Raw genomic sequence first — 23,797 nt, forward strand, 5'->3', positions numbered from 1 at the left:
AAGGGGACAACCCTTCCGGTGTGCAGTAAGGTTTGTGGCTTTATCCCTTGTATCCCTTTTATCCCTGTTAAACGCTTTTAGGTGGTGCCATGACTCCCGAAGGGATTCAGCTCAACGACATAGACCGGCAGTTCGCCGCCTTCATCTGCCGCCTGGCGGGGAGCCGCGACCAGCACGTCGAGGCGGCCGCCGCGCTCTTGAGCCGTGGGGTGACAGCGGGCGACGTCTGCCTGGACCTGGATACAGCCTTGGAAGAAGGGCATGCCGCGGGATTCCGCCTCGAATCGACGGCAACTTGGTGCGAACGACTGAAGGCCTCGCCCGCAGTCGGCGCCCCCGGTGAATTCAAACCTCTCATCCTGGATGCCACGGGCCGCCTCTACCTGCAGCGCTACTGGCGCTACGAGAACGAGTTGGCCGAGGCGATCCTGAACCGGGGCGAACCGGCGCCGTTTGACCGGGAACAACTGCGGCAGGGCCTCGCGCGCCTGTTCCCGCCCACGCCGGGCGAGACCGACTGGCAGCGCATCGCCGCCCTCGCCGCCGTCACCAGGCGCTTCTGCGTCATCTCCGGCGGCCCCGGAACCGGCAAGACCACGACGGTGGTCAAGGTGCTCTCGCTGCTGCTGGAACAGGCCGGCGCCATCGGAGCCGGCAGCGCCCTCCGCATCGCCCTGGCCGCCCCCACCGGCAAGGCCGCGGCTCGCTTGAAGGAATCCATCTCGGGCGGGCTCGACAAGGCCGATCCCGGGGTCCGGGAACTGATCCCGGAGGAAGTCTTCACCCTGCACCGGCTACTCGGATACCTGAAAGGTTCCAGCGGCTTCCGGCACAACAGCGACAACCCGCTCCCCTATGACGTCATCATCGTGGACGAGGCCTCCATGGTTTCCCTGCCGCTCATGGCGAAGCTCGTCTGCGCGTTGCGCCAGGATACCCGCCTGATCCTCCTGGGCGACCGCGACCAGCTTGCCTCCGTGGAAGCCGGGGCCGTTCTGGGCGACATGTGCGACACCGGCGGGGCGCACGGCTTCTCCGCCGAATTCGCGGAACTCGCCGCCGACGTGGCCGGGGACGCCGTTGAAGTCCAGCCCGGGATCGGGCCGCTTGGTGACGCCGTCGTGCTGCTGCGCAAGAGTTACCGCTTCTTGTCCTCGGGAGGCATAGGCAAGGTCGCAACCCTGGTCAATGCGGGGGATGCCCAAGGAACCTTGGCTGCCTGTCTCGATCCTGCCCTTGCCGACGTCGCGCTGGCCTCCCTACCGCCCGCAGCCGGGCTGGCCGAGGCCCTCGCCAAGCGCATCACAGACGGCTATGGTGCCTACCTGCGTACAGAAACGCCCGAGGAAGCGTTCGCGGAGTTCAGCAGGTTCCGCATCCTCTGCGCCATGCGCAGCGGCCCGTACGGCGTCGAGGCGCTTAACCTGCTGGTGCGGCAGCGGCTGGCGCAGGCCGGGCTGATCAATCCGCACGGCCGTTGCTACGCCGGCGAGCCGGTGATCATCACCAGGAACGATTACAACTTGGGGCTGTTCAACGGTGACGTCGGCCTGATCCTGCCAGACGCCGAGAACGGTGGCGAGCTGCGTGCCTTCTTCCCCTCCGGCTCCGGCGGTATGAGAAAAGTGTTGCCGCTCCGGCTCCCCGAGTACGAGTGCGCCTTCGCCATGACCGTGCACAAGAGCCAGGGATCCGAGTTCGAGAAGGTCCTCCTTGTCCTCCCCGACCGCGACAACCCGGTGCTGACGCGGGAGCTGGTTTATACGGCAATAACACGAGCGAAAAAATCTGTTGAGATGCTGTGCACGACAGAGTTGTTTGAGACAGCAATAGGCCGGCGGGTCGAAAGGCGATCCGGCTTACGCGAAAGGCTGTGGCGACGTTGATTTCAAAATCGAATACAGTTGACCACGAAGCTCTGCACTGGCCCTCACGTCCCCCCCTTTGCGAAGGGGGGACAGGGGGGATTTCGCCAAGATAGCCACTGCATCTTGGTTCGCAACGGAGCTTAAATCTCCCTCAATCCCCCTTTGCGAAAGGGGGAAGCTGGAACAAGCGAAGAAGAACTCGGTGCGCCTTTTATCCGACAGTTCCGACATCATCCATCCACCTAAGGAGCAACCATGAATCTCAATGTTAAAGATATAAATCTTGCCTACGATGACCTAGGCACCGGTCCCGCCGTCATCCTCATCCACGGCTTCCCTCTCAACCGCCAAATGTGGCAACCGCAACTTAAGCCGCTGGCCGACGCCGGCTACCGCGTCATCGCACCTGACTTGCGCGGCTTCGGCGCCAGCGACGCCCCCGCAGGTGGCTACAGCATGGACGTCTTTGCCGACGACATCATCGCCTTGCTGGACTCGTTAAAAATCGACAAGGCGGTGGTAGGCGGCATGTCCATGGGCGGCTACGTCTTGTTGAACCTCATGGAGCGCTACGCGGAGCGAGTCCGTGCCGCATGTTTCATCGCCACCCGCGCCAACGCAGATGACGAGGCGGGGCGCGCGCGCAGGAGTGCCATGGCCGCCGAGGCCGAGCGGCTGGGCGCAAACCCCGTCATCAAGATCTTCGCGGAACTTCTTTTTGCGACCGAAACGGCTGAGCGCAATCCCGCATTAATCGCCCTGGTCACCTCCTGGATGCGCAGCGCCGCCCCCCAGGGGCTGGCGGGGGGACTTTTGGCCATGAGGGACAGAAAAGATTACGTGGAGGAACTCACCTCTTTCCAGCTCCCCTCGCTGGTCTTGGCCGGCGCTGAAGACCGCGCCGCCCCCCTGGAAGTAGCCCAGGTGCTCATCGATGGCCTCTCCGGTTGCCGGAGTAAGGTGATCGAAAAAGCCGGGCACATGCTCAACATGGAGCAGCCTGCGATCTTCAATGAGACCATGATCGAGTTCCTGAAATCGCTGCCGGAGTAACTCATGAGCGCTGACGTCACGCAATTGATCACCCTGCTGCTTCTCGCCGCCACGTTGGTGGTCACGCTTTTGTGCTACCTGAACCTGAAGCGGCATTCCTCCTCCGAGGCACGCTTCGATCAGCTTGAAAAAGGGCTGGAGCGGCTGGAGCGGACCCTGCAGGATGAGTTGCGTCGCAACCGCGAGGAGTTGGGGGGGAACCTGCGCAACTTCGGGGAAGCCGTGCAAAAGAGGATGGTGGATATCGCGTCGCTGCAGAAAGGCCAGATGGAGGGGTTCACGCAGCAGCTCGCCAACCTCACCGCCAGCAACGAACAGCGCCTCGACAAGCTGCGCGAGACGGTTGAAGTACGGCTCAAGTGGCTGCAGGAGGATAACTCCAAGAAGCTCGAGCAGATGCGAGCCACGGTTGACGAGAAGCTGCACGAAACCTTGGAGAAGCGGCTGGGGGAATCTTTCAAACAAGTGAGCGGGCAGCTGGAGCAGGTACACAAGGGGCTGGGCGAGATGCAGTCGCTGGCATCCGGCGTTGGCGACCTAAAGAAGGTCCTCTCCAACATCAAGACCCGCGGCACCCTCGGCGAGGTGCAGCTACACAACCTCCTGGAGCAGATCCTCACCCCGGACCAATATGGCGCCAACGTGGCCACCAAGCCCGGCAGCGACGCCCGCGTCGAGTTCGCGGTGAGGCTCCCAGGACGGGACGAGAAGCCGCTTTGGCTCCCAATCGACGCCAAGTTCCCCCAGGAAGACTTCCTGCGCCTGGTGGAAGCCCAGGAGCAGGGGAACCAGGCTGCCATTCTCGAGGCAACCAAGCAGTTCGACAAGACCGTGCAGGGGATGGCTAAGCTGATCTGCGACAAGTACCTGGCCCCTCCCGAGACGACCGACTTCGGCGTCATGTTCCTCGCCAATGAGGCGAGCTACGCGCAAGTGTTGAGCCGGCCCGGCCTTTTCGACACCATCCTGCGCGAGCACAAAGTCATCGTCGCCGGCCCCACCACCATCGCCGCCCTCCTCTCTTCGCTGAGCCTCGGCTTCAAGACGCTCGCCATCGAGAAGCGCAGCAGCGACGTCTGGCGCCTTTTGGGTGCGATCAAGACCGAGTTCATGACTTTCGGGACGCTTCTTGAGAAGACCAGGAAGAAACTGGACGAGGCATCCTCCAGCATCGACACCGCCGCGACCCGGACACGGCGCATCCAGCGCAAAATGCAGGGGATCGAGGAACTGCCCGAGCACGAGGCGAAGGGGCTTTTAGGAATGGAGTTGCCTTCCGGCCCTGACATAGAACCGGGTGAGGTCGTCCTGATCGACGAGGCTTAGGCTTCCCCCTCCCGCAGGGCTCCTCTAGGAACTCTCGGTGGAATGTAAAGATTGGCGACCAGCCAGCCCTACACGAGCCCAGGCAAATCCCCTCTGTCTCCCCTTCACAAAGGGGAGGACGCTCGTTCACGTGTTGCGCTTCGTGAACAACAGATACATGTCTCGGGATTCCGGGATACACCTTCCGCAAGGGGAGGGGGAACTGCTATTGCGGGCACAAAAACAGCCCGTCGGCAGGTAGTCCAAGGGGCCACCGCCGGCGGGCTTTATGGTGCAGTGGATAGCCGCTGCGTTATTTAATCTGTCCGCGGATCTCGCCGTCCGGGTACTTATCGGTGTGGACGTTCACGTAGGTGTCGCCGGACCTCATGAGTTTGACCAATTCGTCGAATTTACCTTTGTAGTCGCCCATCAAGTCATTGGCTCCGACTTTACCCTCGGAGAGCACGCCCGAGAATTTTCCCTTCTTGCCACCGCTGAAGAGTCCCACGATCGGCGGGCCGTTCTCGCCTTTTTTGCCGACATGGATGTGAGCCGCGCTGGCGTCCACGAGGTTTTTGACGTGGACTTTATACATCAGTTCCTTGCCGTCCTTACTGAGTTTGAATTCCGCCTTGCCCGAAGACTTGGCGTCAGGTTTGCCGACTTCCTCTTTCGGGGTCATTTTCGCCTTGAAGCTGTGCTCCGCAGCATAGCCGGTCGAGACAGCAAAGAACGCGGCTACCAACACCAGCAGTAACAGCCTAATCTTTCTCATCGCCTGCCTCCTTTACAGCCTTGGTACTACCACTACCGCCGATTGTACCGCTTACATTCAAAAAGAACTATACATTTAATTTTGGCGTTCGGAGCTGTCATCGTAAGGCAGCAAGCCCCTTGCGCTCCACAATATCCAACAGACGTACTGCCGGCCCACTGGGTTTCTTTAAGCCCTGTTCCCACTGCTGCACCGTGCTTTTTCCGATGCCGAGGAAAGCTGCAAAAACCGCTTGGCTGACATGGCAGGCCGTCCTGATCCTTTTAATATCTTCAGGCTTGAATGGCTTTTTCCGGGGCAGGCACAGAGCCTGGATCTCGCGGAAGGTGATGTCATCCATCATTCCCGCTTCGAACAACTCCTCAGCCATCTCGTTAGCTATGTCAAGAATCTCGCTCATCTGCTTTAACCTCTACTATTGAACCTTTAAGTAAATACTCGTCTATTTTGCTGTCAGGAGCCGAAAGAAAGGAACCGGCAACGAGGCTCAAGGCCGCCTCCTCCTTCACGGAAATATTGGTTTTAGCGTTTTTAGCGAATGCATAGAGGAAGATGATTCGTTTAGGTGAGGGAGAGGTCGACTTGTAGCCTACGATGGTCCTGTATCCTCCGCTTTTGCCTCCGCCGGCCCGAGCTATTCTCTTTTTAAACAAGTAGCCGCCCAAGTCCGCTTCCACATTGCCGCTAGCAATCTCTTTCGCTGCGTCCAACAAAACTCCGTCAGCGATTCCTTCGCGCCGAGCCCAACGACTGAACCATTTGTTTTTGAATACCCTCAACATCATCACTATATCACTCAGTGATACATCTGTCGATGCCGGCGCGGTTAACCAGTCGGCATCACGCGAACTCCGCGATGGCCTGCCCGGGCTGAACGGCTTCGCCGACGGAAACGAGGATCTTCTCCACCTTGCCTGACATGTGCGCGGTGATGTTGGTCTCCATCTTCATGGCCTCGAGAACCACGAGGAGATCATTGACCTCCAGGTGCTGCCCCACCTGCGCCACCACCTTGAAGACCACGCCCGCTATCGGACTGCGGCAAATCTTATCCGACCCGGCTGCCGCGCCTCCCGGCGGCGCGCCCGTGACCGGTGTGGGAGCGGCCATCGGCATGCCTGCCATCGGCGCCGGGGTCGCCTGCACCGTCGTGGTCGGATAGGACTCGGCCAACCGGACCTCTTCGCCCTCCTCGACTTCCACATCCACCCGGTACTTCTTCCCGTCAATGGTCATGATCAGCTGCACGGTGGTCTCCTTGTGCTGCGCGTTTTCTTGTAGTGGCGCAATGTCCTCGCTCCTCTCCCCAGAGGGGGAGGCTGGGAGGGGGGAAGTGTTGGGGAAGGATTACGAATGCCGGACGTTGAGGTTATGCGATGCCTGCAGCACCACGCGGCTCGATTGCCCCCAGGCGTTTGCCTGCATCGGGTCGACGAACCTCGCCCTGCGGATGCGGACGCTCCGGCCCAGGTAGGCCGCTATCGAGGCCGACATCACCATCAGCAGTTCAGGCGTTATCTCCTCGTGAGTCTCTGCGCTTTCTTCCATGGTCCCCTCCTTACAGTGGGATCAGCCCGTGCTTCTTCATGGGCCGGAACTCGCGCTTGGTGTGCAGGATGTCGAGCGTCATGGCCAAGTGGCGCCTGGTCTCGGCAGGTTCGATGATATCGTCCACGTCCCGCCTCCCCGCCGCCGCGTACGGAGTGGCGAAGGTACTCTGGTAGGACTCGATCAACTCCTGTCGCCTCTTCTTCGGGTCCTCGGCCTGTGCGATCTCGTTTCTGAAGATAACGTTGACCGCTCCCTGCGGCCCCATCACCGCGATCTCGGCGGTGGGCCAAGCAAAGACGCGGTCGGTTTCCAACTCCTTGCCGCACATGGCCAGGAAGGCGCCACCATAAGCCTTGCGCATGATGACGGTGATCTTGGGAACAGTAGCGGCGGAGTAGGCGAAGAGCATCTTGGCACCGTGGCGGATGATCCCACCCTGCTCCTGCTGCACGCCCGGCAAGAACCCTGGGACGTCCACCAGCGTGACCAGCGGGATGTTGAACGCATTGCAGAAACGGACGAAGCGCGCCCCCTTGTCGGAGGCGTTGATATCCAGGGCGCCGGCAAGGACGCTGGGCTGGTTGGCCACAACGCCGACGCTCCGCCCCAGGATGCGGGCGAACCCGACCACGATGTTCGGCGCGAAGAGCGGTTGGACCTCAAGGAAGTCCCCGCCGTCCACGAGACGCGTGATCACCTGACGCACGTCGTAACCTTTTTTCGGGTCGGTGGGAACCAGGGTGTTCAGCGTCTTGTCCGGTACCACGATGTCGTCCGCCTCCAGTTGCGGCGGGTCTTCGAGGTTGTTGGACGGGAGGAAGGATAGCAGCCGCTTGCAGATGCGCAGCGCCACCAGGTCGTTCTCCGCAACGAAGTGTGCGACACCGGCGTAGTTCATTTGGGACAGGGGCCCGCCGAGCGCCTCCGCCGTGATCTCCTCGCCGGTCGCCTCCTTGATCACGGAGGGGCCGGTGATGAACATGCGCGCGCTGGCGGTCTGGATGATGAAGTCAGTGAGTGCCGGACTGTAGGCGGCGCCGCCGGCACAGGGGCCGCAGATGAGCGAGATCTGGGGCACCACGCCGGAGAGCATCACGTTGTGGTAGAAGATTTTGCCGTAGCCGGCGAGGGAATCGATCCCTTCCTGGATGCGGGCGCCACCGGAATCGTTCATGAACACGAAGGGGGTGCCAGTCTTCAGGGCAGAAAGCATCGACTGGACGATCTTGTCGCTATGCACCTCCCCAGCCGAGCCCCCCGCCACGGTGAAGTCTTGACTCGCCAGGTGCACCAGCCGACCGCCCACCGTTCCCGCGCCGGTCACGACACCTTCAGCGGGGAACTCCTTGCCCGCCATGCCGAAGTTGGTGCAGCGGTGTTTGGCGAAGAGACCCACTTCCTGGAAGCTGTCTTTGTCGAGCAGCGTCTCGATGCGCTCCCGCGCGGTAAGGCTCTGCTGGGCGTGCTGCTGATCGATCTTGGCTCGACCTCCCCCCAGCTTCAGCCTCTCTTTCCTCTCGTTCAGCTCCTTGACCTTTTCCTCTATCGACATGAGCGCGCTCCTTTAGCGGGTGCGGCGTCTATTCCTGGCCGTACGGCGCCACGGTGACCTTGTGCTGCTGACCGCTCAAGGTGACCGTGTAGGTGACGGGGCCGGTGATCTTGCCGGGATGCCCCTCGGGGATGTTGGTTTCGGAAGCGCCGGTGGCAGGGTCCTTGCCAACGTTTCTCGGCCCTTCGTGCCTGCTGGCGAAGAACTTGGGCGCCACCTGCGGGAACAGGGCGTAGGTGAGCACATCCTCATCGCTGCCGTCGCATCCTTCCAGCGGCATCGCCGCCGCGCGCAGCTTGTCCCATTCCGGCTCCAGGAGGTCGGCGGGGCGCACGGTGATCGGCTCCTTCTTCGCGTGCCGACGGGCCATTTCCACCACCTCGGGGTTCAGCTCACCTGGGGCGGCGCCGTAGTAGCCGAGCATCAGGTCGGCGAACTCCCCAGTCAGCACCTTATAGCGTCCCATCAAGGTGTTCAGCACCGCCTGCGTGCCCACGATTTGGCTGGTCGGAGTGACCAGCGGCACGTAGCCGGTATCCTTGCGCACCACCGGGATTTCATCCAGCACCTCGTGCATGCGGTCTGCCGCCCCCTGCTGCTTCAGCTGGCTTTCCATGTTGGAGAGCATGCCGCCGGGGATCTGGCTCCTGAAGATCTCCGTCTCGACGCCGGTCACGGTGGATAGGAATTCGCGGTAGCGGGGCAGGATCTTTGAGAAATGCTCCTTGACCCGCAGCATCCGGCCGAGAGCGATCTTCGTGGCATTGCCAGTGTGCTCCAGCATCTCTATGAAGCTCTCGGTCGGGTTGTGACCAGGGCCGAGGGACATGGAACTGACTGCCGTGTCGACGCCGTCCACGCCGGCCTCGACCGCTTTCATCAGGCTCACCATAGTGACGCCCGTGGTGGCATGGACGTGCAACTGGATTCGGGTCTGCTCGCCGCAGTACTCCTTGATGCCGCGTACCAGTTCGTAGGCCGCCTGAGGTTTGATGAGGGCCGCCATATCCTTGATGCAAATGGAGTCGCACCCCATCTCCACCAGGTGTTTCGCCTGGTCGAGGTAGGCCTGGGTGGTGTGGATCGGGCTTACGGTGTAGGAGATGGCACCTTGGGCGTGTTTGCCGGCTTTCTTGACCGCCTTGACCGATCGCTCCAGGTTGCGCAGGTCGTTGAGCGCGTCGAAAAGGCGAAAGACATCGATGCCGTTCTCGGCGCTCTTCTGGACGAAGCGATCCACCACCTCGTCCTGGTAGTGCCGGTAGCCGAGCAGGTTCTGGCCCCGCAGCAGCATCTGCAGCGGCGTCTTGGGCATAAGCGACTTGAAGGTGCGCAGCCTTGCCCAGGGGTCTTCGTTCAGAAACCTGATGCAGGCGTCGTAGGTCGCGCCCCCCCAGCACTCAAGAGACCAGAAGCCGGCGTTATCGAGGTCCTCGCAGGCGGGGATCATGTCGTCAATGCCCAGGCGGGTGGCTATCAGGCTCTGGTGGGCATCGCGCAGGGCCAACTCGGTGATGTCGATGATACGGTTCATATCTCCCCCCTTTCCACGAAGGGATAGTGTACGGGAAGGATACTCATTGGCAATAGCTAATGTCGATTTTAAGGTGGGGGTTGGGCGGGCGCGCAGCGCGCAAGGGGTTAGGCTTCGAGGATGTCGCGGTAGAGAGCGAGGTAGGCACCGGCTTCTTTTTCGGGACAGCAGCTGTCACCAACCAGACACCTGCCGTTCTTCCCTAACCGGTCACGCAGGTGAGCATCAGCCACCAACTGTTCGGCTTTGCCGCAGAAATCGGCGGGGCTGTGGTAAACCAGACCGGTAACGCCGTCCCTGATGATGGAACGGTTCCCCTCGATGTCGGACACCAAGACGGGCTTGGCGTAGGCAAGGGCCTCCAGGATGGTGTTCGCCATCCCTCCTTCGGTAAGGGAGGTGTTCAACACGACGTCGACCCGCCGGTACAGTTCTCCCATGGCGTCGTGGGCCACCACGCCGAGATAACGGGCGAACGGATACCGCTCCAGCGCTTCCATGACCTCCGCAGCATAGCCGTTTTCCAGCACCGGACCGGCCAACTCCAGCCGGACCTGCGGATAGCGGGCCTGTAGCTCGGCCAAGGGCGCCAAGGGGAACATCACGTTCTTCACCGGACGCAGCCCGGCGGGAAGCAGGAAAACGAATTCATCCCCGGCATCCTTCTCCACCGGAGCGTATTGTGCCGGAAGCTCCACCCCCTGGTGAATCAGGACGGTCCGCTCTTCGAGGCTCGGGAGATGCTCTCCCAGGCGTTTTTTCACACAGGCATGAAATGCCACCAGCCGCGCCGCGCCGCGCAGCGCGCCGTGCATCTCCAGGCCGCGCTGGTCGCAAAGCGCCTGGTAGATGTCGGTCCCGGTCAGCGTGATCAGGTAGGGGATGCCAAGCGACTTGGACAGCGCGTGCGCCACCCTGCCGCCTTGATAGGCGTGAAAGGCATGCAGCAACTGCGGCGCGAACTCCTCGACCTCAGCTTGCAGACGCTCGCCCGCCAGCCGTCCCACTGGGAAAACCCGCACCTCGCACCCCAAAAGCCTGAGCTGGCCCTCGATGCGCCTTACCGTGACGGCGTTGCCGGTTTCCGCGGGATAGTAGTTGGGGGCGATGATGCCGACACGCATGGGGGGGAACCTCTGCTAAAGTTTTTTGCAACGGCCATCATTAGAAAGCATAGACCGCAGCAGCCTCTGATAATAGCCGCAAAACCCGCACTAGGCAAGGGATAAACCCCTTGCCTCACTCAAAGGATCATGGTACTTTACCCGCATTCCGAGGTGCGACACATGAAAATTACCATCCTCGGCTCTGGCACTTCGACCGGGGTTCCCATGGTCGGCTGCCACTGCCAGGTCTGCGGTTCCTCTGACCCGCGCGACAAGAGAACACGTGCCTCCATCCTGGTCGAGTCCCGTGGCCAACGCATCCTCGTCGATACCTCGACCGACTTGAGGATGCAGGCGCTGCGGGAAGGGATTCCGCAGATCGACGCCGTTCTGCTCACCCATACCCACGCCGACCACATCCATGGCATCGATGATTTGCGCGGCTTCCATTTCATCCACCGCAGGGTGATCCCTTGTTACGCCAGCCAGGACACCCTTGACCAGGTGCGCAGCAACTTCTCGTACATCTTCGAGGGGCTGCACTCCGAGGGATACTGGCCGCTTTTGGAGGCTTGTCCCGTAGCGGCTCCCTTTGACCTGTTCGGCTGTCGCGTGACCCCGGTGCCGATCAGGCATGGTTCCTTCCTGGCCACCGGATACCGCTTCGACAATGCTGCCTACCTCACCGACTGCAGCGAGATACCGGACCAGTCGCTGTCCCTGTTACAGGGTCTCGACCTGATGATCATCGATGGCCTGCGCTTTTCCCCACACCCCAACCATTTCAACATTGAGGGTGCGCTCAAGATGTCGGAACTGCTGAAACCGCGCCGCACCGTACTGACCCACCTCACCCACGAGGTGCATCACAGCGACGGTCAGCGACTCCCCCAGGGCGTTGAATTCGCCTACGACGGCATGACGGTCGAGCTTTGAAGACGAACCAAATGAACCTGAGAAACGGACGGAACTGATGTTCAGAGACATTCGGCTGCACGGCTATGCAAACGACCAGATCGAGTTCTACGCCATCACGGCGGGTAGCGAGGCGTACAACCGCTACTTCTTCAACACCGACCCCTCCGATCCCGACGAGATCCGGTTCTTCTCTCCTGGCAACGAATTCATCATCGCCAAGAACGGCATCAGCCACCGGGGCAACGGCGGGTCCTTCTGCGAGTACATGTTCGGCGTGGACCAACCCATCGCCGACCTGGCCAAGGAAGAGGTCTCCAACCGGCTCATCATCTACGGCACCCACAACGATCACAGAAGCGGCACCCTTAGGTTCAGCGACCGCACCGAAGGGTACCTGAGCTACGACAAGATCTTCTTCGATGGCAACGCCATCTTCAACTACTTCTTCGCCTTGACCGGCGCCGACTTTTCCTGCCCCATGCACGAGCAGCAGGAGCGCATCCTCAGGGTGCTGGGAAAAGCTCTCAAGCGCTCCGGCGCGGTAGGCGAAGAGCAGGATAACCTGATCATTCGGGAGATCCTGGAGATCGTCGACGAACCGAACGCCCACCTCTTCCTCTTCAAGCTGATCAACGTCCGGCACCGCGAGTACAGCGAGGCCTTCAAGTCGCTCTACTTCAACAACAAGAAGATCACCGACTCGGAGTTCCAGTCCCTGGCCATGCTCGCCGAGCGCTACGGCATCGACCGTTATCAGCAGGAGCGAATCCGTATCGATGTGATGTACAAGCACCCGGACAACCGGCGCATCGTCGACGAGTACAAGAACATCCTGATCGCCTGCAACCGCAAAGGGGAGATCAACAAGCTGGAGAACGCGCGCCTGACCCGGCTGAAGACCCTGTCGGTGCGCAACAAGATCCCCGGGGCACTCTTCTATACGCTGGACGAGATGCTCAAGAAGGACAAGAAACTGGTCGACCTGGAGGAGAGCAACTACATCTCCGAGACCAGGCAGATCCTGGAGGGGATGTTCCTCTCCGAGCGGCACATCGAGAGCACCATTGAGCCGGAGGACATGCTGAAGCTGCTCTTCGCCAAGAAGCAGGCCGCCGAGAACCGCGACCACGCCTTTGAGGAGATGCTGCTTGACGCCAGCAAGGCCTGCGACGAGAAGATCCGCGACGGCGCCGACATCTCGATCCTCGAAGGGTACTCGTACATCATCACCTACTTCGACCGTTACGACGCCACCTCTTCGGCCATCAACCAGCTGGCCTTCATGGAGAACGTCAGGATCTCGGAGGAGATGATCCGCAGCCTTCTTGGCAACAAGCACGCCTTCGACATGCTGGCCCCCGACCTGTTCACCAAGCTCTTCCTCTCCGGCATCTTCGAGGACAAGTACTTGGGGACCTACGGCCGCAAGAAGGTGAGTCACCTCGCCTCGGGGCTGAAACTCATCGAGGAGAACCGGCTCACCACCACCGCGCTCCTGGAGCAGTTGGTGCGGATCGACAGCGACGAGCGGCTGCACCTCACCCTGCTCGAACACGTCAAGGACCGGATTCGCAACTTCTACTCGAAGTACGCCACCAAGGGAGACCAGGACGCGCTGAAGAAGGAGCTCACCGAGGAACTCCTCAACAAGAAGCTCATCGACGGCGACATCCCGGATCGCCTGTTCCACGAAGCCATCCTCACCATCAAGAAGGAGGCGGTCTACATCCACAACCTACTGCCGCAGATCATCATGGAGAAGAACTCCTCGCTGCGTGAGGACTTCCTGGAAAACTCCGGTCTTGATCGTTTCTACGTGGAGGAACTCGAGCGCGAATTCTTCGAGCTTAACGGCCTGAACCTCGAGGAGCTGTACCAGATCAGGAAAGGGTTCAACTAAGGACAAAGGCCAGGGGGCGAATGATTATTCGCCCCTACACGCGCCCTCCGCTCAACCTTCGGCCCTTCGGCCACCACTCCCACCACTCCCCCTTGACACCCGCCATCAATTCCTCTAGTGTGCTCCACGTGTGTAATTTTTCTACTCAGAGGCTCGCATGTCCGTAACGGAGCTACAACTAAAGACCTTAGGCGATCGCATCACTTCTTTCGGCAAGGAGAACCTGGACGAGATGCTACACCTGGTCGGTGAGGGAGCACGGCTGGTCTCCGACCAGGAACGGGTGCGCATTTACCTCGAGGACCTGACCCGTGGCGCCCTCTCCTGCGCCTTTGCCTGCGGCAGCTTCGCTGCCGAGATACGCCAGGAAACCTTCCCCATCATCTCCGCCGAGGCCGGCGTTTCCAACACCTTCGTTACCCAAATGCCGTCCCAGTTCCTGCTCCCCGCGGAGAGTGGGCTTCCACTGGACCAGGAATTCTCGCGGCGCTTCATGATCGACGGCACCACCATGCTCCCCATCACCAACGACGGCAAGTCGATCGGCGTCGTCTGTGTGGATGGGGAACTCCTGTCCCGGGACCGGATCGAGCTGCTGGTGCCGTTCCTGGCCAGGGCGGGTGAGCGGGTGGACCATGCCCGGAAGTACCATCAGCAACTGCTGCTGGCACGCCGGGTCGAGGTCTACAAGAGAAGGGAGGCGGCCGGCTTCATGGTGCGCTCGGCCGTCAACCTGATCGACGGGCTGACCCTCGCCTCGGTGCTGGTGCCGGCGCGCGGCGGCATGGAGGTGCTGGCGAGCCACGCCGAGGACGCCGACCTCAAAGCCCGCTACGACAACGTCGGCAGCATCGACCTCAAACACGGCACCTCGCTGGTATCGCGTTACGTCAATGAGGCCGGGGTGGTGACCGACGACCAGCTCCTGCAGCCGCTCTTCATCGCCGACCTCCAGGACCAGACCATCCAACGCCGGGCACTCACCGAAGAGATGGGGCTGAGAACCTTGTACATGGTGCCGCGCATTGAGCCGGGCACGCGGCGACTTATCTGCCTGATCAACTACTTCACGCGCCAGCTCGCCAGCTTTTCCGAATTCGAGGAGGGGCTGCTGCAGACCCACGCCGAGATGGTGGAGCGCGTCATCAACGAGGTCGGCGGCGAGCACCTGGAGATCAAGGTCCTCTCCGAGATCTCCGACCTGCTGCAGGAACGAAACGAGGGGCTGCACCCCTTCCTGACCAAGGTGCTCTCCAAGGCAACCGAACTGATCGGCGCCGACACCGGCAGCATCGCCATCGTGCTGGAGCGCGAGGGGGAGAAGTATCTGGTGGTCGAGAACGAGGAAGGGACCATCGTCGGCGCCAAGAACAAGGAATGGCTGAAGAAAAAGATTCCTCCCTTCAGGATCGGCGGGAGCGACCTGCCCGCGCAAGAGCGCAGCCTCACCGGCTACGTCGCCTGGACCAAGGAGCCCAAGATCATCGGGCAGGTGACCGATGCCTCGCAGCACGAGGGTTTCCACCGCCCCATGAACGAACTGATCAAGAGCGAGATGGCCGTCCCGGTGATCAGCGACGACGAGGTGATCGCCGTTATCTGCCTCAACTCGCTGCAGGAAGGGTATTTCACCGAAGAACACAAGCGCATCCTGCAGATCATCGACCGCCTCACCTCGCGGCACATCTCCGACATCCAGCGCATCGAGCGGCTGCAGTCCGAGGTGAACAAGCTGCAAAGCGACATCGCGTACAAGGACCCCAAGGTTTCCTCGTATCGACTGGGGAACATCATCGGCAACAGCCGCAAAGCCCAGGAGATCGTCGCCTTCATCAACACCGTGGCGCAACCGCTCTCCAACCGGATCGCCCTCTGGAGCCGCCACGTGCTGCAGGAAGCCACCATCGGCCTCCCCTCCATCCTGGTACTCGGCCCGACCGGCGCGGGTAAGGAGTTCTTCTTCAACAACCTGTACAACAAGCTGAACGAGCTGTACCGGCAACAGATCAACCCCGACGGCGAGCTCCCCGTCAAGAAGACCAACATCGCCGCCTACAGCGGAGATCTCACCTACTCCGAACTCTTCGGGCACATAAAAGGGGCCTTCACCGGCGCCTACAGCGACAGGAAGGGGATCCTGGAGGAGGCCTCCGGCGGCATCGTCTTCCTCGACGAGATCGGCGACGCCGACCCGAAGACCCAGGTGCAGTTGCTGCGCTTTCTCGACAACGGCGGTTTCGTCCGCTTGGGCGAGAACCGGGAGAGGATCAGCCGCGTGTTGCTGGTAGCGGCCACCAACAAGGACCTAAGGAAGGAGATCGCCCTCGGCAACTTCCGCGAGGACCTGTTCCACCGGCTCACCGAGCTCTCCGTGGTGGTGCCGTCCTTGAACGAGCGGCGCGAAGACATCCCCGACCTCTCCACCCACTTCCTGGGCAAGCTGTACCGGACCTACAGAAGCACCGAGGAGGCCGGGCGCGACGATGAACCGAGCCTCTCCAAAGACGCCAAGGAAGCTCTTGTGGGGCACAACTACAAAGGGAACATCCGCGAGTTGAGGAGTATATTGCTGCGCGCCCTGTTCTTCAGGACCGGCAAGATGGTGACCGGTGACGACATCAGGAAGGCCATCAGAGACGGTTCCCGCGAGCAGGTGGTACCCGCGTTTGAGCTGTTGGCCGAGGAAGTGGCCAGCGACATCTTGAGCGACATAGAAGCGGGGAAGGATTTCTGGGAATGTGTGTATGAGCCCTACTCACAGAGCAGGATTTCCAAAGACGTGGTGCGGTTGGTAGTGGAGAGAAGCCGGAGTGTAGCCGGCAAGAGCATGCCTGAAGTCGCCCGGCACCTAAAGGCCGTCACCGGCTCCCCACAGGAGGACGAAGAAGAGCGGAAGAGGTTCTTCCGGTTTAAGAACTTCCTTTACAAGACGGTGAAGATTTAAGCTGGCGGGGGAAAGTTTGGTAACATCACCGAGGGCGCCGCAGACGGCACCGGAGGTGGTTTATGAAAAATGGGAACCATGAGAATCATGGGAGTGATGGGAAACATGTGAAAGCGGAGGATCATGAGCAGTCCCATGACTCCCAGGATTCCCATGCATCCCATGACCCCCACCAAGCTTCTCGCCTTTTGCCCCCTCGCGGCGACTACCGCACTCTGCTCTCCTACCAGAAAGCCGTAGTCATCTACGAAATAACCTACCGCTTCTGCCACCGCTTCCTCTCAAGGGGCGACCGCACCGTCGACCAAATGGTGCAGGCCGCCCGCTCCGGCAAACAAAACATCATCGAAGGCAGCAAGGCCGCAACAACCTCCAAAGAAACCGAGATAAAACTTACCCACGTCGCCCGCGCCAGCTTGGAAGAATTGCTGGAAGACTACCGCGATTACCTCTCCGCCCGCGACCTTCACGCCTGGAGCAAAGATGGCCGTGAAGCAGAGTACGTCCGCAACCTGGGCAGATGCACCCCCCTCACCTTCGAGCCTTTCCGCGCCTTCACCGAAACTCGCCCCGCCGAAGTAGTGGCCAACATAGCCATCTGCCTCATCCACCAGGCGAACTTCCTCCTCGACCAACAGCTTAAAGGACTCGAAAAATCCTACCTCAAAGACGGTGGCCTCCGTGAGCGGATGACCCACGCTCGGCTTATGGTACGAGGGCATCAAAAGAAAGGGCAGTGAGGATGTATCTGGTAGGTCCGCCCCCCGCCAAATCCTACAGGGGAGCCGTCACGGCTAGCAGTTTTTGATACCCCTCAGGCAGCAGCGCCTTCGCTAGATGAAGAGCAACCGGATTGATCTTGGTGAAAGCTGCCATGTTATGGATGCTACAGCCCCGGGTGATCTTGGAGTTGTCCAAACTCTGCTTGCCGGTCGGAAAGCCTCTGAACATGAGGCCGGCATCGGAAGTTCGTGCATAGTCTCTGAGGGTGTGCACGATGAAGTCAGTCACCTTTAGAGCCTGACTCTCCGTGTCTGAGAAGAACACATCGTCGATGATGACGTTCTCCACCTGATAGGATATGTCTATGGCGCAAAGTTTTTCTTGTCGGTAGGCACCCGTTACGACGACTTTATCATATTCGAAGATGGGCTTCGCCCAAGCTCTGAATTTCTCTCTCTGCAGCCGCTCCTTGTGGTAGGAGTATTTGGTTCTGCTGTAAAAGGAAATGTACAAAGGGCTGGCGCTATCTACGAATTCTGCCAGGTCGGTGATCCGCTTAGCGGTGAAGTTGGAGAGTGCCTTTTTTATAATATTTCTTTGTTTTGCACCCACACCGTCCAGGCTGTAGTCCTTGAGCTGGTCGTACACAAACATGTTCATGAAGCTGTTGCTGGGCGCCCCGGCTGGGACCATGTGAATGACACCGCCGATGCGCGACGGTAAAGGGTATCGGCTCCGTCCAGGAGCCACTTCGGCGAAAGGGAACAGGGGTCTGAAGAAGAAGGGATGGACTTGTCTCCACCAGACATCTCCTACTTTTATGACCTTTACGCCAGATGCTTTCTGGAATTTCGCAAATTCATCGAGCGTCATTGGTTCCCAAGTCATGGCATGCGCCTCCGGTTACCTTCTTTGTTGGACGCAGGAAACATCGTGATTACGGCATAGCGGCACATTGTATCATCGCCGGGCGAAGGAGCAACGCGCGGTTCACATCAGCTTTGCTTTCTCCTCCGGTGTCAGCCTCTCCGTCGAACATGTCCTCCCCCGACTAAGTCTCCGGCACCGGCCGAACCCCATCCCCCAGAGTCCCCGCAACTGAAGCGCCGACGCGCGCTCGAATTAGGAAGATACGCGCAGCTAGGGAAAATACTGCCATTACGCGGCGACATCAGTTAAAAGGCGCAAATATATAATCTCAACCGTATACGGTTTTCACGGTACATCGATCTCTCCCTTATGCTCTGCGCCAAGGATAACACCCTGTGCTAGCAACGAAACCTTCGCCGACTGGCGTGCCCTCAGCATAATTAGCGCAAAACATTTGAATGAAGGCATTAGGTTTGCTTAAAGAGCTTCCGCCACAGCCTGCACTGGCCAATAGGAGAGGCGGCGGAAGAGCAAGTAGCAGTTATGCTGTGGCAAAGCAATGCATCCATTCCAAGGAGGAGAAATGCTGAGACAAAAGAAAAGAGTTCTACCATTTAGGCGTTCCCTTGCCGTCCTGCTGACCATGACGACATTGTGGGGAGTGGCGGCTACTGCCCAAGGAGCGACGGTACCGCCTGTCGGCGTATGGGACACCAAGGAGGATTTCGAAGGCAACGGATCTACCATCGGCACACCAACCACCCGGACCAACATCGACACCGCCAGCGAACCTGGCTTTTTCAAGATAGGCGTGACCAGGGACTTCCTCACCACCGCAACTATTTCTTGCGCCACCCCCAACAGGATCTACACCACCGGAGTCGACCGCACCTCGATCGTGGTTCTCGATACCGCGGCCAAGCAGAAAATCGCCACCATCCCCCTTTCCACCAAGGTGGCCGGCGTCGTCTACGACTCGCATGACGGTAAGATCTACGTCGGGCACTACGACGACAACCACGTCACCATCATCGACGACAACTACCCGGAGATGCCCACCGCCACCCGCCCCCCTCTCACCAGCGGCAGCACCGGCGGCGCCTACGCAGCCCTGTACAAGTACCATTCGGGGGACCAGACGGAGAACAAGGTCTACATTGCTAACCTCGCTGACCAGACCGTTTCCATCTTCGACGCCACGACCGACACGCTGCTCGCAACTAAACCCGTAGTGGCAGGCGCCACCACCGCCGCCTTCGACGCCGTGACGAACAAAGTCTACTTGACCAGCAAGCATAACCAGTTCGTGACAGTGCTCGACAGCAATAACAACATCGAAGACCTGCAGGTGACGGAAGTAATCAACCAGCTGGGCGGCCCGGATGGTGTGGGTCTGCGCGCCGACGGCAAGAAGGCCGCCAGCAACACTCGCGTCACCTGGACCTGCGACGCCCCCGCCCCTAACGACAAAGTGGAGTTCCAGATGAGGTCCTCCGCGGATTCCGGGGGCCTCGACACCGCGCCCTACCAGGGCCCCGGCGCTTCGACCACCGACTGGTTCTCCGCACCGTGCAACGGCAGCGAAAGCGTCATGGACTTGAACCTTCCCGTCCAACGCTTCGCAGAGATCCAGGTGAAGCTCTCCTCCGACGGGCTCAGCACGCCTAAGGTGGATAAATTAAAACTGGAGTACCTGTGGTACCCCGACTTCGTCCTCGACCCGCTGACAGGACCGGCTACCGCCGTGATGGGTAGCACGATCAACGTTGATGCCACCGTAAGCAACAACGGCGATGGAGAGGCGCCGGAATCCAAGATTGGCTTCTACCTCTACCAGGGCGATAGCGTGGTCAAGTCCTTCCCGCAAGGTGACGTGCCGGGATTGCAGCCGCAGACAAGCGCCCCTGCCAGGAGCTATCCCATTACCATCGACACTAACGTCCCCGCCGGCGACTACACCCTCACGGCCTGCGCCAATCCGGACAACGTCATTTTCGAACAGCATTACGATGCAGCAAACTGCAAGTCGTATCCAATAGCCATCATTCCGTCCCAGCCCGACTTGCTGATCCCCCAGGCCTCAGCTTCCATCAGCGAGGGCAAGCTCTCCTACTCGATTACGGTCAAAAACCGCGGGAACACCGCTGCCGGGTCCTTCACCACCACCCTGTACCTTTCTTCGGATACCACCATCGACGGGTCCGATTACTACATGAAGAACGTGCCCCTCTCAGGTCTGGCAGCCCACACCGACACCGTGCTGACCGGCACTATCGATCTTCCCTCGACCATTCCGAACGGGACCTATTATTTGGGGGCGATCGCCGATCCCGCCAATAACGTCACCGAGTATGACGAGAACAACAACGTAGGAATCAGCGGCCCGATGGGCCTGTGCAACGACCTCACGGTCACGGCTCTCTCCGGGAGCGTTGCTGCCGGTAAATTTACCTATTCCGTGACCATCAAAAACATCGGCAACGGCTTCGCCTACCCGACGCCCTACGGCAACATCCCGGTCTACCTGTACCTCTCCAGCGATACAACTGTTACCAGTGCCGACTACCGCATCGTTTCGCTCGTGACTCCGCTCTACTCAGGACTAAAGGGCGGCGCCGAGGTGAAATTGACCGGCACGGTGGATATCCCTGGCATCAACATCCCGAGCGGCGACTACTACGTCGGCGCCATAGTGGACCCTGGCGACTCGGTTAAAGAGTGCAACGAGAGCAACAATGCGGTGAGCACGCCTGATACCATCAGCGTCACCAACGACCTGGAGGTCACCGCGGTGTCTGGGAGCGTTACTGCCGGCAAATTCACCTACACGGTGACCATCAAGAACAACGGAAACGGCTACGTCTATCCGGCGAACTTCGGCAACATCCCCATCAACCTGTACCTCTCCAGCGACAACGCCATTACCAGTGCCGACTACCGTATCGTCGCGCTGTTGACGCCGCTCTACGCCGGCTTACGGGGCGGAGCCTCGACAACCCTGACCGGCACGGTGGATATCCCCGGGATGAACATCCCGAGCGGCGACTACTACGTCGGCGCCATCGTCGATCCCAGCGACCTAGTAAAGGAAAGCATTGAGTCCAACAACGCGCTGAGCACCGTAGACACCATAAGCGTCACCAACGATCTGGAGGTCACCACTGTGTCAGGCAGCGTGGCTGACGGTAAATTCACCTACACGGTGACCATCAAGAACAACGGAAACGGCTACGTCTATCCGGCGAACTTCGGGAACATCCCCATCAACCTGTACCTCTCCAGCGACAACGCCATTACCAGTGCCGACTACCGCATCGTCGCGCTGTTGACGCCGCTCTACGCCGGCTTACGGGGTGGCGCCTCGACAACCCTGACCGGCACGGTGGATATCCCCGGAATGAACATCCCGAGCGGCGACTACTACGTCGGCGCCATCGTCGATCCCAGCGACCTGGTAAAGGAAAGCACTGAGTCCAACAACACGCTGAGCACCGTAGACACCATAAGCGTCACCAACGACCTGGAGGTCACCGCGGTGTCTGGGAGCGTGGCTGCCGGTAAATTCACCTACACGGTGACCATCAAGAACAACGGAAACGGCTACGTCTATCCTGCGAACTTCGGCAACATCCCCATCAACCTGTACCTCTCCAGCGACAACACCATTACCAGTGCCGACTACCGCATCGTCGCGCTGTTGACGCCGCTCTACGCCGGCTTACGGGGTGGCGCCTCGACAACCCTGACCGGCACGGTGGATATCCCCGGGATGAACATCCCAAGCGGCGACTACTACGTCGGCGCCATCGTCGACCCCAGCGACCTGGTAAAGGAAAGCACTGAGTCCAACAACACGCTGAGCACCCCCACGCCGATACCGGTTTTCAACGATCTTGTGGTAACTTACGTGAACGGGGTGGTCAACGGCAGCAATATCGACTATGAGGTGACCATCAAGAACAACGGCAACGGTTATGCCTACCCGGCAAGTTTCGGGGTCATCCAGGTCAATCTCTATCTTTCCGCCGATAGCAACATAACCACCTCGGACTACCTCATGAAGGCGCTGCAAACGGCGCTTTACTCCGGATTGAGAGGCGGTTCGGAAACCACGCTGAGGGGAAGTGCCCCTCTTCCCACGCAGATACCGCTGGGAGACTACTACGTAGGAGGATACATAGATTATCCGAACTACGTTGTCGAGTCCGTGGAGAACAACAACACCCTAGCTGGAAACCAGGTGCCCCTGCGGTAGCTTAACCGGGGTCAGAAGGGGGGCTAACAGCCCCCCTTCTTCTTGGTGAGCCACGTAGGTGCGCAGCATCCGGAGGCGGCTACCTCAAGCTGTCGCTCGGCTCTCAGCTTTGCTCTGCACCCTGTTCCAGCCACTGAAGCCGATCATCTTTCAAGGACAGTAACAAAAAGGGGAGCCGGTTGCGGCTCCCCTTTTCACATCAGTTATTCGGCGCAGGTGCTACTGGCCCATCTTGCGTACGGCGAAGATGACCAGCATGCCGCAAAGCATGGCGGCGAGGGTGTTGCGGGTGCGAAGGACGACTAGGGCGGTAAGGGCGGCGGCCATGAGGCCCCACACGCCTTCGGCAACAATGGACGGCAAAACGAGCGAGAACAATAGGGCGCCGGGCAGAGCGTCCATGCCGCGCCGGAAACGACCGGAACGCGGAAAACGCGACGCCATCAGCAACCCACCCAGCCTCAACGAATAGGTCACACAGGCAGCCAGACCTACGGCGATCAGCACCTGCGGCTCAATGGCTGGGAACATCTTCCACCTCCTCCACCTCTTCGATCTCGCCCGGTCCCAACATGGCGCTGATTGCGCCGGCCAATCCTCCCGCAACGATGTACCACTTACCCGGCAGGAACTTGTGGGCCAACAACGCGGCTGCCCCGGCGACGATCCAGGGGAGCACGTCGTTCTTGCCGCGCCACAACCCGACGGCTAGCGCCGTGAAGACGGCGGTGAAGGCGAAATCGAGGGCGTAGTCTTCGGGCCTGGTTATGAAGCCACCGCCCAGAAGACCAATCAGGGTGCCGCTGCTCCAGGCGAGGTACAGGAAAACGCCGCCGCCGAAGAGGAACCAGGTGGTGGCAGTGCCGGTTCTCTGCTCGGACATGGTGACGGCCCAGTTCTCGTCGGCTACAAGGTGCATCATCCCCACCTTGTGCAACAGCCCGCGACCGGAGAAGAGCGGGTCCAGGGAGGCACCGATCAGCAGGTAGCGCAGGTTGATCACCAGTACGGCGAGGGACATTTCGAAGATCGGCATATGGGTCGACCACATGTCAACCATGACAAACTGGGCGGCACCGGCAAACACCGCGGTGTTCATGAACATCATGTCGAGCCAGCTCAGACCCTTCTGGGCGGCGAGCACACCGAGCACGCTGCCATAGGCCATCGCGCTGGTGGCGACAGGCACGTTGGCCTTGGCTCCCCTCATCATCTCCGGTTTTCTTTGTTTCATAGTTCCACCTTGGGGCTGGGGACAACGGGCGATTTCCATCCTGAGTCAGCAGCCTACTACTATGGGGTGATGGGCAACAGATACAGATGGAACTAAAAAAGAGGGGGTATTGTGTGGGGGCTCGACGACTTGACCTGTCTTCGCAATAGAGGACACGTTAAAAACCCTTATGCTGCCATCTTAAACTCCTGCTGTTCGAACTCTTC

General features: G+C 60.1%; 19 protein-coding genes. 8 read left to right on the forward strand and 11 right to left on the reverse strand.

Translation table 11 applies throughout. From position 1 onward, the window contains the following. Nucleotides 1-89 precede the first annotated feature (89 nt). The 3 genes from recD (at nucleotide 90) to rmuC (ending at nucleotide 4,247) form a co-directional block, all read left to right on the forward strand. On the forward strand, nucleotides 90-1,886 hold the full coding sequence (gene recD / locus JFN90_RS19800) for an exodeoxyribonuclease V subunit alpha (protein ID WP_199396850.1): 1,797 nt from the start codon (nucleotides 90-92) through the stop codon (nucleotides 1,884-1,886). A 237-nt stretch (nucleotides 1,887-2,123) separates the two neighbouring features. Further along, nucleotides 2,124-2,921 (forward strand): alpha/beta fold hydrolase, encoded by a 798-nt coding sequence (locus JFN90_RS19805; protein WP_199396851.1) that lies wholly within the window; start codon nucleotides 2,124-2,126, stop codon nucleotides 2,919-2,921. Between the two features lie 3 nt (nucleotides 2,922-2,924). Next, on the forward strand, nucleotides 2,925-4,247 hold the full coding sequence (gene rmuC, locus JFN90_RS19810) for a DNA recombination protein RmuC (protein WP_199396852.1): 1,323 nt from the start codon (nucleotides 2,925-2,927) through the stop codon (nucleotides 4,245-4,247). Between the two features lie 292 nt (nucleotides 4,248-4,539). On the opposite strand, the gene JFN90_RS19815 is transcribed toward rmuC, so the two are convergent. From JFN90_RS19815 to JFN90_RS19850, 8 genes are all read right to left on the reverse strand, one after another. Beyond that, nucleotides 4,540-5,004, reverse strand: coding sequence for a CHRD domain-containing protein (locus tag JFN90_RS19815; protein ID WP_199396853.1), 465 nt, complete (start codon nucleotides 5,002-5,004; stop codon nucleotides 4,540-4,542). 97 nt (nucleotides 5,005-5,101) lie between these two features. Next, nucleotides 5,102-5,404, reverse strand: a complete 303-nt coding sequence (locus JFN90_RS19820; RefSeq protein ID WP_199396854.1) for a helix-turn-helix domain-containing protein — start codon at nucleotides 5,402-5,404, stop codon at nucleotides 5,102-5,104. Next, complete coding sequence (locus tag JFN90_RS19825) at nucleotides 5,388-5,789, reverse strand: type II toxin-antitoxin system RelE/ParE family toxin (protein WP_199396855.1); 402 nt, start codon at nucleotides 5,787-5,789, stop codon at nucleotides 5,388-5,390. The genes JFN90_RS19820 and JFN90_RS19825 overlap by 17 nt, the downstream gene beginning before the upstream one ends. A 55-nt stretch (nucleotides 5,790-5,844) precedes the next feature. Continuing rightward, nucleotides 5,845-6,252, reverse strand: coding sequence for a biotin/lipoyl-containing protein (locus JFN90_RS19830; protein ID WP_199396856.1), 408 nt, complete (start codon nucleotides 6,250-6,252; stop codon nucleotides 5,845-5,847). 99 nt (nucleotides 6,253-6,351) lie between these two features. Beyond that, on the reverse strand, nucleotides 6,352-6,552 hold the full coding sequence (locus JFN90_RS19835) for a hypothetical protein (RefSeq protein WP_199396857.1): 201 nt from the start codon (nucleotides 6,550-6,552) through the stop codon (nucleotides 6,352-6,354). 10 nt (nucleotides 6,553-6,562) lie between these two features. Next, the gene (locus JFN90_RS19840) at nucleotides 6,563-8,107 is read right to left on the reverse strand and encodes an acyl-CoA carboxylase subunit beta (RefSeq protein ID WP_199396858.1); all 1,545 of its coding nucleotides are present in this window, start codon (nucleotides 8,105-8,107) and stop codon (nucleotides 6,563-6,565) included. A gap of 28 nt (nucleotides 8,108-8,135) precedes the next feature. After that, on the reverse strand, nucleotides 8,136-9,641 hold the full coding sequence (locus JFN90_RS19845) for a methylmalonyl-CoA carboxytransferase subunit 5S (RefSeq protein WP_199396859.1): 1,506 nt from the start codon (nucleotides 9,639-9,641) through the stop codon (nucleotides 8,136-8,138). A 107-nt stretch (nucleotides 9,642-9,748) separates the two neighbouring features. Next, complete coding sequence (locus JFN90_RS19850; protein ID WP_199396860.1) at nucleotides 9,749-10,765, reverse strand: GPMC system family 4 glycosyltransferase; 1,017 nt, start codon at nucleotides 10,763-10,765, stop codon at nucleotides 9,749-9,751. A gap of 162 nt (nucleotides 10,766-10,927) precedes the next feature. Here JFN90_RS19850 and JFN90_RS19855 point away from each other — a divergent pair, with 162 nt between their 5' ends. From JFN90_RS19855 to JFN90_RS19870, 4 genes are all read left to right on the forward strand, one after another. Further along, nucleotides 10,928-11,683, forward strand: coding sequence for a GPMC system MBL fold metallohydrolase (locus JFN90_RS19855; protein ID WP_199396861.1), 756 nt, complete (start codon nucleotides 10,928-10,930; stop codon nucleotides 11,681-11,683). 37 nt (nucleotides 11,684-11,720) lie between these two features. Beyond that, nucleotides 11,721-13,565 carry a TIGR04442 family protein gene (locus JFN90_RS19860; protein ID WP_199396862.1) on the forward strand — a complete coding sequence of 615 codons (1,845 nt, stop codon included), beginning with the start codon at nucleotides 11,721-11,723 and terminating at the stop codon, nucleotides 13,563-13,565. Nucleotides 13,566-13,722: 157 nt separating this feature from the next. Beyond that, nucleotides 13,723-16,509 (forward strand): GPMC system transcriptional regulator, encoded by a 2,787-nt coding sequence (locus JFN90_RS19865; protein WP_199396863.1) that lies wholly within the window; start codon nucleotides 13,723-13,725, stop codon nucleotides 16,507-16,509. A 62-nt stretch (nucleotides 16,510-16,571) separates the two neighbouring features. Beyond that, nucleotides 16,572-17,249 (forward strand): four helix bundle suffix domain-containing protein, encoded by a 678-nt coding sequence (locus tag JFN90_RS19870; RefSeq protein WP_199396864.1) that lies wholly within the window; start codon nucleotides 16,572-16,574, stop codon nucleotides 17,247-17,249. Between the two features lie 34 nt (nucleotides 17,250-17,283). Here the strand turns inward: JFN90_RS19870 and JFN90_RS19875 are convergent, their stop codons facing one another. Further along, complete coding sequence (locus JFN90_RS19875) at nucleotides 17,284-18,120, reverse strand: hypothetical protein (protein ID WP_199396865.1); 837 nt, start codon at nucleotides 18,118-18,120, stop codon at nucleotides 17,284-17,286. 565 nt (nucleotides 18,121-18,685) lie between these two features. Here JFN90_RS19875 and JFN90_RS19880 point away from each other — a divergent pair. Next, nucleotides 18,686-22,357, forward strand: coding sequence for a CARDB domain-containing protein (locus JFN90_RS19880; protein WP_199396866.1), 3,672 nt, complete (start codon nucleotides 18,686-18,688; stop codon nucleotides 22,355-22,357). 219 nt (nucleotides 22,358-22,576) lie between these two features. On the opposite strand, the gene JFN90_RS19885 is transcribed toward JFN90_RS19880, so the two are convergent. Together JFN90_RS19885 and JFN90_RS19890 are read right to left on the reverse strand one after the other, a co-directional pair. Continuing rightward, entirely contained in the window at nucleotides 22,577-22,888 is a 312-nt protein-coding gene (locus JFN90_RS19885; protein ID WP_199396867.1) for an AzlD family protein, read from the reverse strand. After that, the gene (locus JFN90_RS19890) at nucleotides 22,872-23,591 is read right to left on the reverse strand and encodes an AzlC family ABC transporter permease (RefSeq protein ID WP_199396868.1); all 720 of its coding nucleotides are present in this window, start codon (nucleotides 23,589-23,591) and stop codon (nucleotides 22,872-22,874) included. Before JFN90_RS19890 ends, JFN90_RS19885 begins: the two co-directional genes overlap by 17 nt. Between the last annotated feature and the right edge of the window lie 206 nt (nucleotides 23,592-23,797).

This window comes from Geomonas propionica, from assembly GCF_016458235.1.
Lineage (GTDB): Bacteria > Desulfobacterota > Desulfuromonadia > Geobacterales > Geobacteraceae > Geomonas > Geomonas propionica.